The sequence below is a fragment of the Aggregatibacter aphrophilus ATCC 33389 genome (assembly GCF_900636915.1).
In the GTDB taxonomy this organism is placed as follows: domain Bacteria; phylum Pseudomonadota; class Gammaproteobacteria; order Enterobacterales; family Pasteurellaceae; genus Aggregatibacter; species Aggregatibacter aphrophilus.
The window spans coordinates 491,561-504,857 of the sequence record NZ_LR134327.1; the positions used below are offsets into that span (position 1 = coordinate 491,561).

At 42.6% G+C, this 13,297-nt stretch carries 13 protein-coding genes; 4 read left to right on the forward strand and 9 right to left on the reverse strand.

The features are described 5' to 3' along the window. Positions 1–68: 68 nt before the first annotated feature. From grxD to ompA, 5 genes are all read right to left on the reverse strand, one after another. Complete coding sequence (gene grxD, locus EL144_RS02590; RefSeq protein WP_005703343.1) at positions 69–398, reverse strand: Grx4 family monothiol glutaredoxin; 330 nt, start codon at positions 396–398, stop codon at positions 69–71. A gap of 80 nt (positions 399–478) precedes the next feature. Next, positions 479–1,282, reverse strand: coding sequence for a TPM domain-containing protein (locus EL144_RS02595; RefSeq protein WP_005703344.1), 804 nt, complete (start codon positions 1,280–1,282; stop codon positions 479–481). Further along, positions 1,275–1,724 (reverse strand): TPM domain-containing protein, encoded by a 450-nt coding sequence (locus tag EL144_RS02600; protein WP_005703345.1) that lies wholly within the window; start codon positions 1,722–1,724, stop codon positions 1,275–1,277. The genes EL144_RS02595 and EL144_RS02600 overlap by 8 nt, the downstream gene beginning before the upstream one ends. Before the next feature lie 21 nt (positions 1,725–1,745). Continuing rightward, complete coding sequence (locus EL144_RS02605; protein WP_005703346.1) at positions 1,746–2,327, reverse strand: LemA family protein; 582 nt, start codon at positions 2,325–2,327, stop codon at positions 1,746–1,748. Positions 2,328–2,429: 102 nt separating this feature from the next. Beyond that, positions 2,430–3,470: a porin OmpA gene (ompA, locus tag EL144_RS02610; RefSeq protein WP_005703347.1), complete on the reverse strand. Its 1,041-nt coding sequence runs from the start codon at positions 3,468–3,470 to the stop codon at positions 2,430–2,432. Positions 3,471–3,927: 457 nt separating this feature from the next. Between ompA and ydiJ the strand changes: the two genes are divergently transcribed. Genes ydiJ through tpx form a run of 4 tightly spaced genes read left to right on the forward strand, consistent with a single transcriptional unit; the run spans position 3,928 to position 9,043 of the window. Next, positions 3,928–7,014: a D-2-hydroxyglutarate dehydrogenase YdiJ gene (gene ydiJ, locus EL144_RS02615; RefSeq protein WP_005703349.1), complete on the forward strand. Its 3,087-nt coding sequence runs from the start codon at positions 3,928–3,930 to the stop codon at positions 7,012–7,014. A 12-nt stretch (positions 7,015–7,026) separates the two neighbouring features. After that, positions 7,027–7,449: a hotdog fold thioesterase gene (locus tag EL144_RS02620; protein ID WP_032994932.1), complete on the forward strand. Its 423-nt coding sequence runs from the start codon at positions 7,027–7,029 to the stop codon at positions 7,447–7,449. Beyond that, positions 7,442–8,503, forward strand: a complete 1,062-nt coding sequence (gene hemH, locus EL144_RS02625; RefSeq protein ID WP_050332707.1) for a ferrochelatase — start codon at positions 7,442–7,444, stop codon at positions 8,501–8,503. Before EL144_RS02620 ends, hemH begins: the two co-directional genes overlap by 8 nt. A gap of 39 nt (positions 8,504–8,542) precedes the next feature. After that, entirely contained in the window at positions 8,543–9,043 is a 501-nt protein-coding gene (tpx, locus tag EL144_RS02630; RefSeq protein ID WP_005703354.1) for a thiol peroxidase, read from the forward strand. A gap of 284 nt (positions 9,044–9,327) precedes the next feature. Here tpx and nagA read toward each other — a convergent pair whose 3' ends face one another. The 4 genes from nagA to EL144_RS02650 all read right to left on the reverse strand — a co-directional run bounded on the left by nagA (position 9,328) and on the right by EL144_RS02650 (position 13,297). Next, the gene (gene nagA / locus EL144_RS02635) at positions 9,328–10,473 is read right to left on the reverse strand and encodes an N-acetylglucosamine-6-phosphate deacetylase (RefSeq protein WP_005703355.1); all 1,146 of its coding nucleotides are present in this window, start codon (positions 10,471–10,473) and stop codon (positions 9,328–9,330) included. Between the two features lie 54 nt (positions 10,474–10,527). After that, positions 10,528–11,331 carry a glucosamine-6-phosphate deaminase gene (nagB, locus tag EL144_RS02640; RefSeq protein WP_005703357.1) on the reverse strand — a complete coding sequence of 268 codons (804 nt, stop codon included), beginning with the start codon at positions 11,329–11,331 and terminating at the stop codon, positions 10,528–10,530. A 199-nt stretch (positions 11,332–11,530) separates the two neighbouring features. Continuing rightward, positions 11,531–12,409, reverse strand: coding sequence for an N-acetylneuraminate lyase (gene nanA, locus EL144_RS02645; protein ID WP_005700232.1), 879 nt, complete (start codon positions 12,407–12,409; stop codon positions 11,531–11,533). An 18-nt stretch (positions 12,410–12,427) separates the two neighbouring features. Continuing rightward, on the reverse strand, positions 12,428–13,297 hold the full coding sequence (locus EL144_RS02650) for a MurR/RpiR family transcriptional regulator (RefSeq protein ID WP_005700231.1): 870 nt from the start codon (positions 13,295–13,297) through the stop codon (positions 12,428–12,430).

Below are 13,297 nucleotides of genomic sequence, written 5' to 3' on the forward strand. Positions count from 1 at the left end.
TTGCCCTGAGGCAGACAACAAAAAACCGCACTTGGAAAACCAAAGTGCGGTTATTTTTCAAAACGTTTTTACGCTTGCGGGTGTCTTGCTGCCACTTCTTGTAGCAAGGTTTTAAGTTCGCCTTGTTGATACATTTCCAACATGATGTCACAACCGCCGATTAACTCGCCTTCCACCCATAATTGTGGGAATGTCGGCCAATTTGCGTAAGCCGGTAATTCGGCACGAATATCCGGATGTTGTAAAATATCCACATAGCCAAACGGTACACCACAGTTAATCAACGCTTCCACTGCACGGGCAGAGAAACCGCAAGATGGGAATTTCGGTGAGCCTTTCATATAAATCAGAATCGGGTTTTCACTGATTTGTTTTTTGATTTTATCTAACGTTTCCATAATGTTCCTTGTATTCATTGAAGAGAAAACGCGCGCATTGTATCACAAACAATTTTCCCCACCAATAATCCAAAAGAGTATTACCAACTGCCGCCGGCACCGCCGCCATCAAAACCGCCTCCGCCGAAGCCGCCACCGGAACCACCACCAAAACCGCCTCCGCCGAAGCCGCCAAAACCGCCGCCACCTCTGCCATTACGACGACGATCTGACATGGATTGGCGCAATATTTCATTCAGGATATGGTTATTCGTTGGGCTAACATAAGGTCGGCGCCAACTGATTTCGCCTATCACGACAACTAAAATAAACAATGCCAATATAATAAACGGCACATAATCACCTAAATCGGTCTCTTCAACCTGTTGTGCCGCATATTCACCTTTAGTGGCGGCAATAATGTAATTCAACCCATTATCAATGCCTTGAGCATATTGCTCGTTACGAAAGTAAGGTCGAATTTGATTACGAATAATTTGCGAAGCAAGCGCATCCGTTAACACGCCCTGCAAGCCTTGTCCCACGGCAATAAACAATTTTCGATCGTCTTTTGCAATGAGTAACAACACACCATTATTAAGTTTTTTTCGTCCAATCCCCCATTTATCACCTAATTCAAAGGTGTATTGAGAAATTTCATATTCACCGGTCGTCGGCACAATCACCACTGCAATTTGCGAACTGGTTTCTTTGCCATAGGCTTCCAACTTAGCTTCTAATGCGTCTAGCTGCTTTTCCGATAATGTTTTAGTGTAGTCATTAACATAACGAAAAGGTTTCGGAGAATCGGGAAAGGTCACGGCTGAAACAGCTGCCGCCATAAAAACACAGAAAAAAATGACCGCACTTTTTAAACTCAGTAAGCCGAATACACGTTTAATCATGAATGATCACCTCGTTATCCAGTTCATTTTGATCGTCCGGTTGAACAGGGAAATGCCTTATCAGCTGCTCACCTATCTGCTGCATAGAAGCCAAAATACCTTCTGTATATTGCTTTTGTTTAAAATGCTCAATCATGCGGGCACATTCCGTTTGCCAAAAATCATCGCCTACATACTGATGAATACCTATGTCACCGATAATGGCACATTGACGATCGGTATAAGCAATATAAATTAACACGCCATTATGCGCTGCCGTTTGATGCATTTCAAGTTGTGAAAAAACGGCTAATGCACGTTGGTAAGCAGAAAGTGCGGTCGGTTTTGACGGTATTTTTCGTTCGATAAAAATCCGAAACTCGGCTGAGGTTTGTTGCTCAAGGCGTGCAATTGCCGCCTCGAGCTGCTTTTTATCTATCGGGATCTTTGCAAATAATGGCATAGTCGCCACCTTGTTTTCCGTTTAGTTAAAATTCACTGTCGGCGCGTTTGCCGCACCTTCAACAGATTTAAAGTAAGGTTTTTCTTTAAAACCAAAAATCATCGCCACTAATTTGGTTGGGAATGTACGAATTTTTTGGTTGTATTCACGCGCCGCTTCATTGAATTTATTACGTGCTACGTTAATACGGTTTTCTGTGCCTTCCAATTGCGCTTGTAAGTTCATAAAACCTTCGTTCGCACGCAATTCAGGATAATTCTCTACACTGACTAATAAACGGGATAACGCAGAACCCACCGCGTTTTGGTTTTGTTGGAATTGGGTTAATTGCTCTTCCGTTAAATTAGACGGATCGATTTTGGTTTGAGTTGCTTTTGCGCGAGCTTCAACAACGCCGGTCAAGGTTTCTTTTTCAAAGTTTGCCTGACCTTTCACGGTATTCACTAAATTCGGGATCAAATCGGAACGACGTTGATAAGTCGATTCTACATTTGCCCACACGGAATTAATTTGCTCTTCCGCTGCGACCAAGCCGTTATAACTTGGAATCAATGTTACAGCAGCAATCACGGCAACAATAATCAAGACAAGCCATTTTTTCATTTTTATTCCTTAACATCTAAAATTTTCTTGTAGTATAAAACAAAAGGCCTAAACAAGTGTTTAGGCCTCATTTCAATCTCTATTTAGCAACAATAGCGTTAATTATTTGCTACCGTTAACAGCGATTTCTACACGACGGTCATCAGCTAAACAAGCGATAAGCGCTTTACGGCCTTTAACTGCGTCACATTTAGTACCGGTAACAGGATTTGCTTTACCGTAACCAGCTGCAGAAATTGCGTTTTGTGCTACACCTTTAGATACTAAGTAGTTAGCAACGGTTTCAGCACGTCTTTGAGATAATTTTTGGTTGTAAGCATCAGAACCGATACGGTCTGTATAACCAGAAACTTTAACATTTGCATTGTTAACTTGCGCGATTTCACCATAGATACCATCTAACACGCTTTGTGCTTGTGGTTTTAAGTTAGCTTTGCCGAACGCGAAAGTTACATCAGAGTTCAAGTTGAAAGTTTTGCTTACAACTTCAGGAGCCGGAGCAGGTGCTACACCTTGACCGAAACGGTAAGATAAACCAACTGCTACAGAACCGATATCTGGAGAGTAACGAATGTCGCTTTCTTCGCCAGTTTTTCTTACTGCTTTGCCTAAGTTGCCTACACGGCTAACCCATTGATATTCTGCACGTAATGCTAATTCAGGAAGAATTGCATATTCAACACCCGCTGCAAATACAGGAGATACTTTCAAGTTATGATATTTATCAGCAACCCCGTCATTCACCTGTTTATAATCACTACGGATTAGAGCTGCACCAGCACGGCCATAAACATCTAAGTTGTCTAATACAGGGTAACTTCCTTTAAGGGCTAAAGTGGTACCGTGAGCGGTATGTCTAAATTGATCGCCATCGCTGTATTTAACTTTAGCGCGACCAAAATATTCATAACCGGCTTCAACAGCTAAGTTATCCGTGATCTGGTAACCACCGAAAATACCGTATGCTTCTGAGTTACGTCTGATTTTACCATCGTTACCGTCAGTAAATTGACCTAAACCGTGGTGAACGGAAGCCCAACCGGCTTTTGCACCGGCATAGAATGTATTTGCTTGTGGCGCTGCTTGTGCCACTGTTGCTGCTGCTAAACCAGCGATAGCTAATGCGATTGCAGTTTTTTTCATTTTGATGATCCTCTTTATATTTAGTCATCTTTAATTTAAAACAGTATCAGCTGATATAGCTGAAAACCAACACAAGTACTTGTGTTACCTGTCATCTTAAACTGTTTATGTGAAAAAAGGAAATTTTTTACAATTTTCAGCCTAAGATATCGTTTCAAGTAGGGTTGCATCACCTACTTCCTTTTGACAGATTCGTATCCTTTATTAAAGGAATGTTCAAAAGTGCAAGTATTATCTACTGAAAAAATGGAAAATCAAACAAAAGGATGCTCTTTTGCTTATTTTTTAAGCAAAAATCACTATCCTGAGTTCGTTTTTTAATCAATTTTAAGTATTTCTTCAGAAATTATCCTCATTATTGACTTCGTTTATCTGACATTCCTTCCTATTTATATGCTAAAATTCAGCCACTTTTTACTCCCTTAAACCCTAAATAATGATCTAAGAGTGCTGCAAAATGCTACCTCGTTTAAAAAATATCCCTCAACTCTCGCCTTTAGTTGGTGATTATTTAAACGCATTACGGTTACAACATTTTGAAGGCGATATTGCCTCCAATTACGCCGATCGTTTAAGTTTGGCCACAGACAATAGCGTTTACCAACAATTACCACAGGCGATTTTATTTCCGAAAAGCGTGGCAGATGTAGTGCGTATTACCAAACTGGCACAACAGGAAAAATACCTTTCTCTCACTTTCACTCCACGCGGAGGCGGCACCGGCACCAACGGGCAATCTATCAATAATAATATTATTGTGGATGTTTCCCGCCACATGACCCAAATTCTTGAACTCAATGTTAAAGAACGTTGGGTACGGGTGCAGGCAGGTGTGGTAAAAGATCAACTCAATCAATTTCTCAAACCACACGGCTTATTTTTCTCCCCTGAACTCTCCACCAGTAATCGCGCCACCTTAGGCGGTATGATTAACACCGATGCTTCCGGACAAGGTTCCTTGCAATACGGAAAGACATCCGACCACGTTCTGGGTTTGCGTGCCGTGCTAATCAATGGCGATATTTTGGACACAAGTGCGGTCAAATCCGACGACATTTTTCAACATGTCGAAGAAAACCATGGCTCTGCCCGCGTAAAAAACATCCATCAAGAAATCTTCCAACGTTGTAAAGAAAAGCGGGAGCAAATTCTTCATGATTTGCCACAGCTCAATCGTTTTCTGACCGGTTACGATTTAAAAAATGTGTTTAACGATGATTTAAGCGAATTCAATCTAACCCGTATTCTGACAGGCTCTGAAGGCTCACTTGCCTTTATTTGCGAAGCCACGTTAGATTTAATGCCGCTACCACAGCATCGCACATTAATTAACATCAAATACAATTCTTTCGATGCGGCATTGCGTAACGCACCTTTTATGGTCAAAGCCAATGCGCTTTCCGTGGAAACCGTGGATTCCAAAGTGCTGAATTTGGCTAAACAGGATATTATTTGGCATTCGGTGCAAGATTTATTAACGGAAGACGAACAAAATCCGATTCTTGGCTTAAATATAGTGGAATACGCCGGTAATAATCAGGCATTAATTGAAAAGCAGGTAGCGCATTTATGTGCGGAATTGGATCAAAAAATCGCCGAGGGAAAAGATCATATTATCGGCTATCAAGTTTGCGATCATTTGCCATCTATTGAACGAATTTATGCCATGCGCAAAAAAGCCGTAGGGTTGCTTGGCAATGCCAAAGGCGTAGCAAAACCTATTCCTTTTGTAGAAGACACTTGTGTGCCGCCGGAAAATCTGGCGGATTACATTACCGAGTTTCGCGCTTTATTAGATAGCCATAATTTACAATACGGTATGTTCGGTCATGTGGATGCGGGCGTGTTGCACGTTCGCCCGGCGCTAGATTTATGCGATCAAGCGCAAGTTAAATTATTCAAACAGATTTCCGACGAGGTGGCAGAACTCACCCGTAAATATGGCGGTTTAATTTGGGGCGAACATGGCAAAGGGATGCGCTCGCAATACGGCAAAAAATTCTTTACGCCCGAATTATGGCGTGAATTACGTTACATCAAATTCTTATTTGATCCGCAAAATCGCCTCAATCCTGGGAAAATCTGCACGCCGTTAAACAGCGAACAAGAACTTTATTCCATTTTATCGCCAATGCGAGCCGACCTAGACCGTCAAATTCCCGTTCAAATGAAAGAAGAATTTATCGGTGCCATGAATTGTAACGGCAACGGTTTATGCTTTAACTTTGACGTCCACAGCACCATGTGCCCGTCTATGAAAGTGAGTAAAAATCGCGTCTTTTCACCGAAAGGCCGCGCGGCAATGGTGCGCGAATGGTTGCGTTTAATGGCGAACGAGCAAGTTACCCCGGCGCAATTAGATTTCAAACAATCCACAGTGAAGCTCACGGATTTAGTGCAAAAATTAAAAAACAGCTACCAAAAACGCCGTGGCGAATACGATTTTTCTCATGAAGTGAAAGCGGCAATGGATACTTGTCTGGCTTGTAAAGCCTGCGCCAGCCAATGCCCGATTAAAATCGACGTACCAAGCTTCCGCGCCAAATTCTTCCATTTTTACCACCAACGTTATCTGCGTCCAATCAAAGATTATGTGGTATCCAATGTGGAATACGTCGTACCGCTGATGGCAAAACAAGCGAAATTCTTCAATTATTTTACGGCAACCCAATTCATCCAAAAAGTGGCAGAAAAATATTTGGGCATGACAGACTTACCGTTGCTCTCTACGCCAAATCTACAACAACTCATTCAGCTAGGTCATAAAAATGCCTCGTTAGAGCAATTAGAAAGCCTAAGTGCGGTAGAAAAACAACATGTTTTACTTATCGTGCAAGATCCGTTCACCTCCTATTATGATGCCAAAGTCGTCGCCGATTTTGTGGCCTTAACCCAAAAACTTGGTTTTAAGCCTGTGGTACTGCCGTTTAAGCCTAATGGCAAAGCGCAACACATCAAGGGATTTTTAACCCGTTTTGCGAAAACAGCCAAAAATCAAGCAGAGTTCCTTAATCGCATGGCAAAACTTGAGATGCCGATGGTGGGGGTGGATCCGGCCATTGTGTTGTCTTATCGGGACGAATATAAAGAAATTCTTGGTGCAGAGCGCGGTAATTTCCATGTGCTGACCGCACATGAATGGCTCAAACAACAACTGGATAATGGCATATTGTTATCTGCGCAAAACACCGAAAAAACCGACCGCACTTTTGAGCCGCATCAGTGGTATTTATTCCCACACTGTACGGAAACGACCGCTATGCCGAACAGTGGCAAAGAATGGCAACATATTTTTGCTGCCTTCGACCAGCAGTTGCAAGTTGAAAGCGTGGGCTGTTGTGGCATGGCAGGGACTTTCGGGCACGAAACCCAGCACATTGAAATGTCAAAAGCCATTTATGAAGCCTCATGGGAGAAAAAACTGCAAAATAAAGATCCGAACTTCTGTCTGGCAACCGGTTATTCCTGCCGTAGTCAGGTGAAGCGTTTCGCCCATTATCAGCCGAAACATCCGGTGCAAGCATTATTAACGTTATTTGAATAATGGATGTTCATTATGACGATATGGAAAAAAAATTTAACGCTAAAACAGCTCAATGACTTCTGTAAAAACTGTACGGTAGCACATTTAGGCATTGAATTTATCGCACAGGGCGATGATTGGCTGGAAGCCCGAATGCCGGTGGATCAACGTACTACACAACCTATGGGCTTATTGCACGGTGGCATTTCCGCCGCACTCGCCGAAACTGTTGCTTCCACTGCCGGTTTTTGCTGCGTGGCGGAAAATCAGGCGGTGGTTGGTATAGAAATCAACGCCAATCACCTACGCGCCGTGCGACAAGGTAATGTATATGCCAAAGCCACTCCCATTCGCTTAGGTAAAATACTACAAGTTTGGCAAATTGACATTCGGGACGAGCAAGATAAACTATGCTGCGTTTCACGTTTAACTCTTTCTGTAATTGCTCATGACTAATTTAAAAATCGGCGTCATTTTGGCTAACTTAGGCACGCCAAACTCACCAAATCCTAAGGACATTTCCCGCTATTTATGGCAATTTTTAACGGATCCGCGCGTTGTGGATTTACCACGTTACAAATGGTATCCCTTATTAAGGGCCATTATTTTGCCTTTGCGTTCAAAACGTATTGCCAAAAATTATCGTTCAATTTGGACGGAACAAGGCTCGCCTCTACTTGCCATCAGCCAACAACAAAAACAAGCGCTGACTACCTTTTTACAACAGCAACAACTTGAAGTCGAAATTGAAATCGGTATGACTTACGGCAACCCGTCCATGCAAAGTGCGGTACAAAAATTACTGGAAAAACAAGTAGAACACATTATCGTGCTACCGCTCTACCCGCAGTACAGTAGTACCACCACAGGCGCGGTGTTCGATGCTTTTGCCGGTGCATTAAAACAGCAACGTGGCATTGTGCCGTTTGATTTTATTCATTCATACCAATTGAATAAAGATTACATCGCCGCCTTAATCGAATCCTGCAAAGTGCGGTTAAAATCCGATGAGTTTTTGCTGTTTTCCTTCCATGGAATTCCGTTGCGTTACGAAAACACCGGCGATTATTACCGAACCCACTGCCAACAAACCGCCGCCGCGGTAGCACAAGGTTTAGGTTTAAACGAAAAACAATGGGGTATTACCTTCCAATCGCGTTTTGGCAAAGAAGTGTGGTTGCAACCTTACACCGATGAATTTATTTCTAATGCGGCGCAACAAGGCATCAAAAAAATGGCGGTGATCTGCCCGGGCTTTGCGGCAGACTGTTTGGAAACCTTGGAAGAAATTTCGGAAGAAAACAAAACGTTGTTCTTAACCCAGGGTGGAGAAAGTTTTCAATACATTCCCGCTCTCAATGCAGAACCGGCACACATTGAAATGTTAGGCAAATTGGTGATGAACCAAATAGCGAAAATGAAATGTAATAACTGCAATTCGCCGAATATTGACGTGATTCCAACTATTTCTGTGCCAACCACAAGCAATTTAAGCAGCCGTTGTCATTAATCTTAACAACCTTTTTACTTCATATTTAAGGAGAACATTATGAGTAACGTCACTTTAGCAGGCAATCCAATCGATGTTGCAGGCCGTTTCCCACAAATTGGCGACCAGCTCACTGAACTCACATTAGTGAATAATGAATTGGGCGATGTAAATCTAAATACCTTTGCCGGCCAACGCAAAGTACTAAACATTTTTCCAAGTATCGACACTGGTGTTTGCGCCACCTCCGTGCGTAAATTCAACGAAAAAGCCGCAACATTGGCTAACACCGTTGTACTTTGCATTTCCGCTGACTTGCCTTTCGCGCAAATCCGTTTCTGTGGCGCTGAAGGCATCGACAAGGTACAAACCCTTTCCACATTCCGCCACCACGAGTTACACAAAACCCTCGGCGTTGACATTACATCTGGCCCTCTCGCCGGCCTAACCGCCCGCGCCGTTATTGTGTTAGATGAACATAACAACGTGTTACACAGCGAATTAGTGTCTGAAATTAAAAACGAGCCGGATTACGACGCTGCACTTGCCGTGTTGGTCTAATCACGAATAAAGCAAAGTGCGGTGGTTTTCTCGGTGTGTTAAAAACACTTGGAAAATCCACCGCACTTTTGTTTTCAGGATATTTAATGGCGCATGCTTCATAGCGTGTGCCGATAGCCTTTTGATATTTATGGCACGCGTTAGGAAACGCGCGCCATCTGAGAAGAAAATAGTGAGCTTGGCGAATATCGAAGTCGCACAGAGCGTTTATTAAACGCTGTCCTACCAATTAGACAACAAGCTCATACTAATCTAAAAGGTGCGTTTACACGCATCCTACCTTATCAATTTACCTTCCACTCTCCGTTCACTACTGTGCCGATGACCTTGTAATCATTGGTGAATACCGCGAGGTTGGCAATTTTGCCTGCCTCGACGGAACCTAAACGGTTATCCACACCAATAGCGCGGGCAGGATAGAGATTACTCATACGAACGGCTTCGGCAAGAGGGATTTCTACGTATTCCACAGCGTTTTTAATGGATTCCATCATAGTGATAGACGCACCGGCAATAGTGCCGTTACCGTCATAGCAACGTCCTTCTTTCACATAAATGGTTTTACCTACGAAGGTGAACGTTTCTAGTTCAGGGCCTGCACCGGCAGCCGCTAAGGAGTCGGTGACGATACAAAGTTTGTCACCTTTCACTTTTTTATCCAAACGCACATTGCCAAAATCCACGTGTACGCCGTCCACGATAATGCCGGTATAAACGTCGGAATCCAACACCGCACCCACCACGCCCATAGCACGACCGGAACTGATCGGCGACATAGCGTTATGTAAGTGGGTGGCGAAAGTAGCGCCTTTGTGGAAAGCGGCTTTTGCTACTTCATAACTGGCGTTGGAATGGCCGACAGACACCACAATGCCACTTTTCACGAAATCAGGGGTGTAATTGATTGTCGGGTTTTCGGCTGCGATAGTGAGTTTGGTGATCACATCCGCGTTGTCGCAAAGAAAATCTTTCATTTCAGGTGAAATTTCACGAATGTATTCAGGGCGATGAACGCCTTTTTTTTCTACGCTTAAATAAGGTCCTTCAATATGCAATCCAAGGGCTTGGTTTTTATGTTTGGCTAAATATTGACGCATGATTTTAACCGCACTTTTAATACCTTCATCGGGTGCCGTGATAAAGGTTGGCAGGAAGCTGGTACAACCCGATTTCAAATTGGTGGCTTGCATAATTTCCAAAGTTTCTACACTGGTTTGATCGTTAAACATGACGCCACCACAGCCGTTTAATTGCAAGTCAATAAAACCGGCCGTAAGATTATGCCCTTGTAAATCAATGGTCTTAATGTCACTTTCCAATTCGCTTTGCGGAATCACTGCCTCAATGTTTTCACCGTTAATCACCACGGCATAATCCCGCAGAATCTCATATTTGGTGTAAATGACAGAGTTAATCAATGCATATTTCATAATGCTACCTTCTAAAAAATAATCTAAAAATCCACCGCACTTTTAGCTAAAAAGCTACAACACACTATGAATCGCGTGATTTTCCAATTCGGTGAAATATTTCACGGTTTTCACTTTGAGTTCTTGGAGCGCAGGCTCATCACACACCAACACAAAGTGGCGATGCAATTGAAGCGCACTAACCGTCCAAAGATGATTCACCGATCCTTCTACGGCGGCTTGCACAGCGAGTGCCTTGGAATGTCCCGTTGCTAAAATCATCACTTCTTCCGCGTCTAACAAGGTGCCGACACCAATGGTTAAAGAATATTTTGGCACTTGATTCACATCATTATTAAAGAAACGGGAATTGGCAATAATCGTATCCGGTGTAAGGGTTTTAATACGGGTATGGGAGCTTAAAGAAGACGCCGGTTCGTTAAAGGCAATATGCCCATCCACACCTACGCCGCCCATGAATAAATGGATTTTGCCGTAAGATTTGATTTTTTCTTCATAACGGCGACATTCTTCATCATGATCATCCGTGTTGCCGTTTAAGATATTGATATTTTGCGGCTGAATATCAATGTGGTTGAAGAAGTTGTTATACATGAAGCTATGATAACTTTCCGGATGCTCTGCCGGCAAACCGACATATTCATCCATATTAAATGTCACCACATGCTTAAAACTCACTTGACCGGCTTGGTTAAATTTGATTAGTTCTTGATAGGTTTTCAATGGCGTCCCGCCGGTCGGTAACCCCAAAACAAAAGGACGTTCTGCCGTCGGGTTGAAATGATTAATTCTATCGACAATATGACGAGCCGCCCAACGGCTGACTTGTTGTTCGTTATGTAATGGGATGAGGCGCATGATAAACTTCCTTTATTGTGCCGCGCTTTTTATCCCGGTTCAACCTAGGGCAATAAATTACCCTAAGTTACGCATAATCGTTTTCCCTTTAGAAACCAAGAGAGGAGGCTAAAGGCCTAAAGAATCCGAATTATGCGTAACCGTGGGTAATTTTTACTTATAGCGATACCGTAAAAGTGCGGTCATTTTTTCCATTAAATTATAAATATTTCGCCTTTAATTCTTTTGCTCTTGCTAACTGAGCGTCTGTCGCTTTTGCCGTCATCGGTTCGCGGCAGTATCCGGCGTCCACACCTTCCAATTTCAACAATTCTTTGATGGTTAAATATAAACCATTCGCTAAAATGCCTTCGATTAAGTCATTAGTAACGTGTTGAATAGCAAGGGCTTCGGCAAGTTTGCCTTGTTTGGTTAAGTCAAAAATTTGTCTTGCACGTACGCCGTTAACGTTAAAGGTACTACCGATAGCACCATCCACTCCTAACGCAGCAGCCGGTAACATCATTTCGTCAAAGCCTGCCCAGATTAAGTGATTTGGATAGGCTTTTTTCAAGCGTTCCAACAAGTAGAAATCGCCTGCAGTGAATTTCACACCAAGCACTTTCGGGTTTTTGTAAAGCTCGCCGAATTGCTCAATACCCATATTTACACCGGTTAAGAACGGAATGGAGTACACGATCATGTTATTGCCGGTTTCAGCGATGATGGTGTCGTAGTAATGTTTGATTTCAGGGAAGCTGAATTTATAGTAGAACGGGGTTACGGCAGAAAGGCTGTCATAACCTAATTCGGTGGCGTATTTACCCAATTCCACGGCTTCGTGTAAATTCACGCTACCTACTTGAGCGATTAATGCCACTTGGTCTTTGGCTTCATCTTTAGCGATACGGAAAATTTGTTTTTTCTCTTCGGTGGAAAGCATAAAGTTTTCACCGGTTGAACCGCCCACATATAAACCGTCCACTTTCATTTTATCAATGTTGTGGCGGATAATTTGACGCAAGCCTTTCTCATTAATAGAGCCATCTTCGTTAAATGACACTAATAACGCACTGAAAATACCTTTTAAATCACGCATTGTTTTCTCCTTGATTTATCATTTAATACGTTGTTCTAAAATCACATCTAATGTTTTTTGCTTGGTTTTCACCGCTCTTTCTTGTTCGGCTTGCACCAGCAAAGCATAAATTAAATCCAACACAAATAGTTGAGCAATTTTGGTACCAATGGAATCCCCTTGTAATTTGCCTTGCTTATTACCATTCACCAAGACAAAATCTGCATGTTCGGTGATAGGGGAACGCAAACTGTGGGTCAACGCCACAGTAACTGCACCATTCTGTTTTGCTATTTTTAAGGTATGGGCAGTTTCTTGGGAATAACCGGAATGACTGATACCAATGGCTACATCGTTTTTCTTCAATAACGCTGCCTGCATATACATAAAATGGTTATTACCACTGGCATCCACTTGCATACCGATACGCATAAATTTATTTTTCGCATCTTCTGCAGTTACACCGGAAGATCCTACGCCAAATAAAAAAACTTTATTAGCGTGTTGAATTGCCTCCACCACCTTTTCTAACTGACTAAAATCCAGTAAATTTATGGTTTCTTCCATAACGTTGTTAAGGGTGGCTTGTAATTTATGGGTAATTTTTAAGGAATCATCATCCGGCATAATTTCCGTATCTAATACAGTATCATCTCGCCCTTCTCTATTGGTGGCCAATTCAATGGAAAATTCCAGTTTAAAATCACTGAACCCCTTAAAACCCAAGGTACGGCAAAAACGCACAAAGGTAGCCTCACCCACATTTAAACGTTCGGCAAGTTCTGCCAAAGAATATTGCACAATCACATCAGGCGATTGAGTAATCACATCGGCGATTTTCTTTTCTGTTTTAGTTAAACTTTGATACAACGAACTGATGGTATTCAATACATTTCCACTTTTTGCCAT

Bases quoted from the DNA above. Each gene is read 5' to 3' on its own strand.
- grxD (WP_005703343.1), bottom strand. From the start codon at position 398: ATGGAAACGTTAGATAAAATCAAAAAACAAATCAGTGAAAACCCGATT.
- EL144_RS02595 (WP_005703344.1), bottom strand. From the start codon at position 1,282: ATGATTAAACGTGTATTCGGCTTACTGAGTTTAAAAAGTGCGGTCATT.
- EL144_RS02600 (WP_005703345.1), bottom strand. From the start codon at position 1,724: ATGCCATTATTTGCAAAGATCCCGATAGATAAAAAGCAGCTCGAGGCG.
- EL144_RS02605 (WP_005703346.1), bottom strand. From the start codon at position 2,327: ATGAAAAAATGGCTTGTCTTGATTATTGTTGCCGTGATTGCTGCTGTA.
- ompA (WP_005703347.1), bottom strand. From the start codon at position 3,470: ATGAAAAAAACTGCAATCGCATTAGCTATCGCTGGTTTAGCAGCAGCA.
- ydiJ (WP_005703349.1), top strand. From the start codon at position 3,928: ATGCTACCTCGTTTAAAAAATATCCCTCAACTCTCGCCTTTAGTTGGT.
- EL144_RS02620 (WP_032994932.1), top strand. From the start codon at position 7,027: ATGACGATATGGAAAAAAAATTTAACGCTAAAACAGCTCAATGACTTC.
- hemH (WP_050332707.1), top strand. From the start codon at position 7,442: ATGACTAATTTAAAAATCGGCGTCATTTTGGCTAACTTAGGCACGCCA.
- tpx (WP_005703354.1), top strand. From the start codon at position 8,543: ATGAGTAACGTCACTTTAGCAGGCAATCCAATCGATGTTGCAGGCCGT.
- nagA (WP_005703355.1), bottom strand. From the start codon at position 10,473: ATGAAATATGCATTGATTAACTCTGTCATTTACACCAAATATGAGATT.
- nagB (WP_005703357.1), bottom strand. From the start codon at position 11,331: ATGCGCCTCATCCCATTACATAACGAACAACAAGTCAGCCGTTGGGCG.
- nanA (WP_005700232.1), bottom strand. From the start codon at position 12,409: ATGCGTGATTTAAAAGGTATTTTCAGTGCGTTATTAGTGTCATTTAAC.
- EL144_RS02650 (WP_005700231.1), bottom strand. From the start codon at position 13,297: ATGGCAAAAAGTGGAAATGTATTGAATACCATCAGTTCGTTGTATCAA.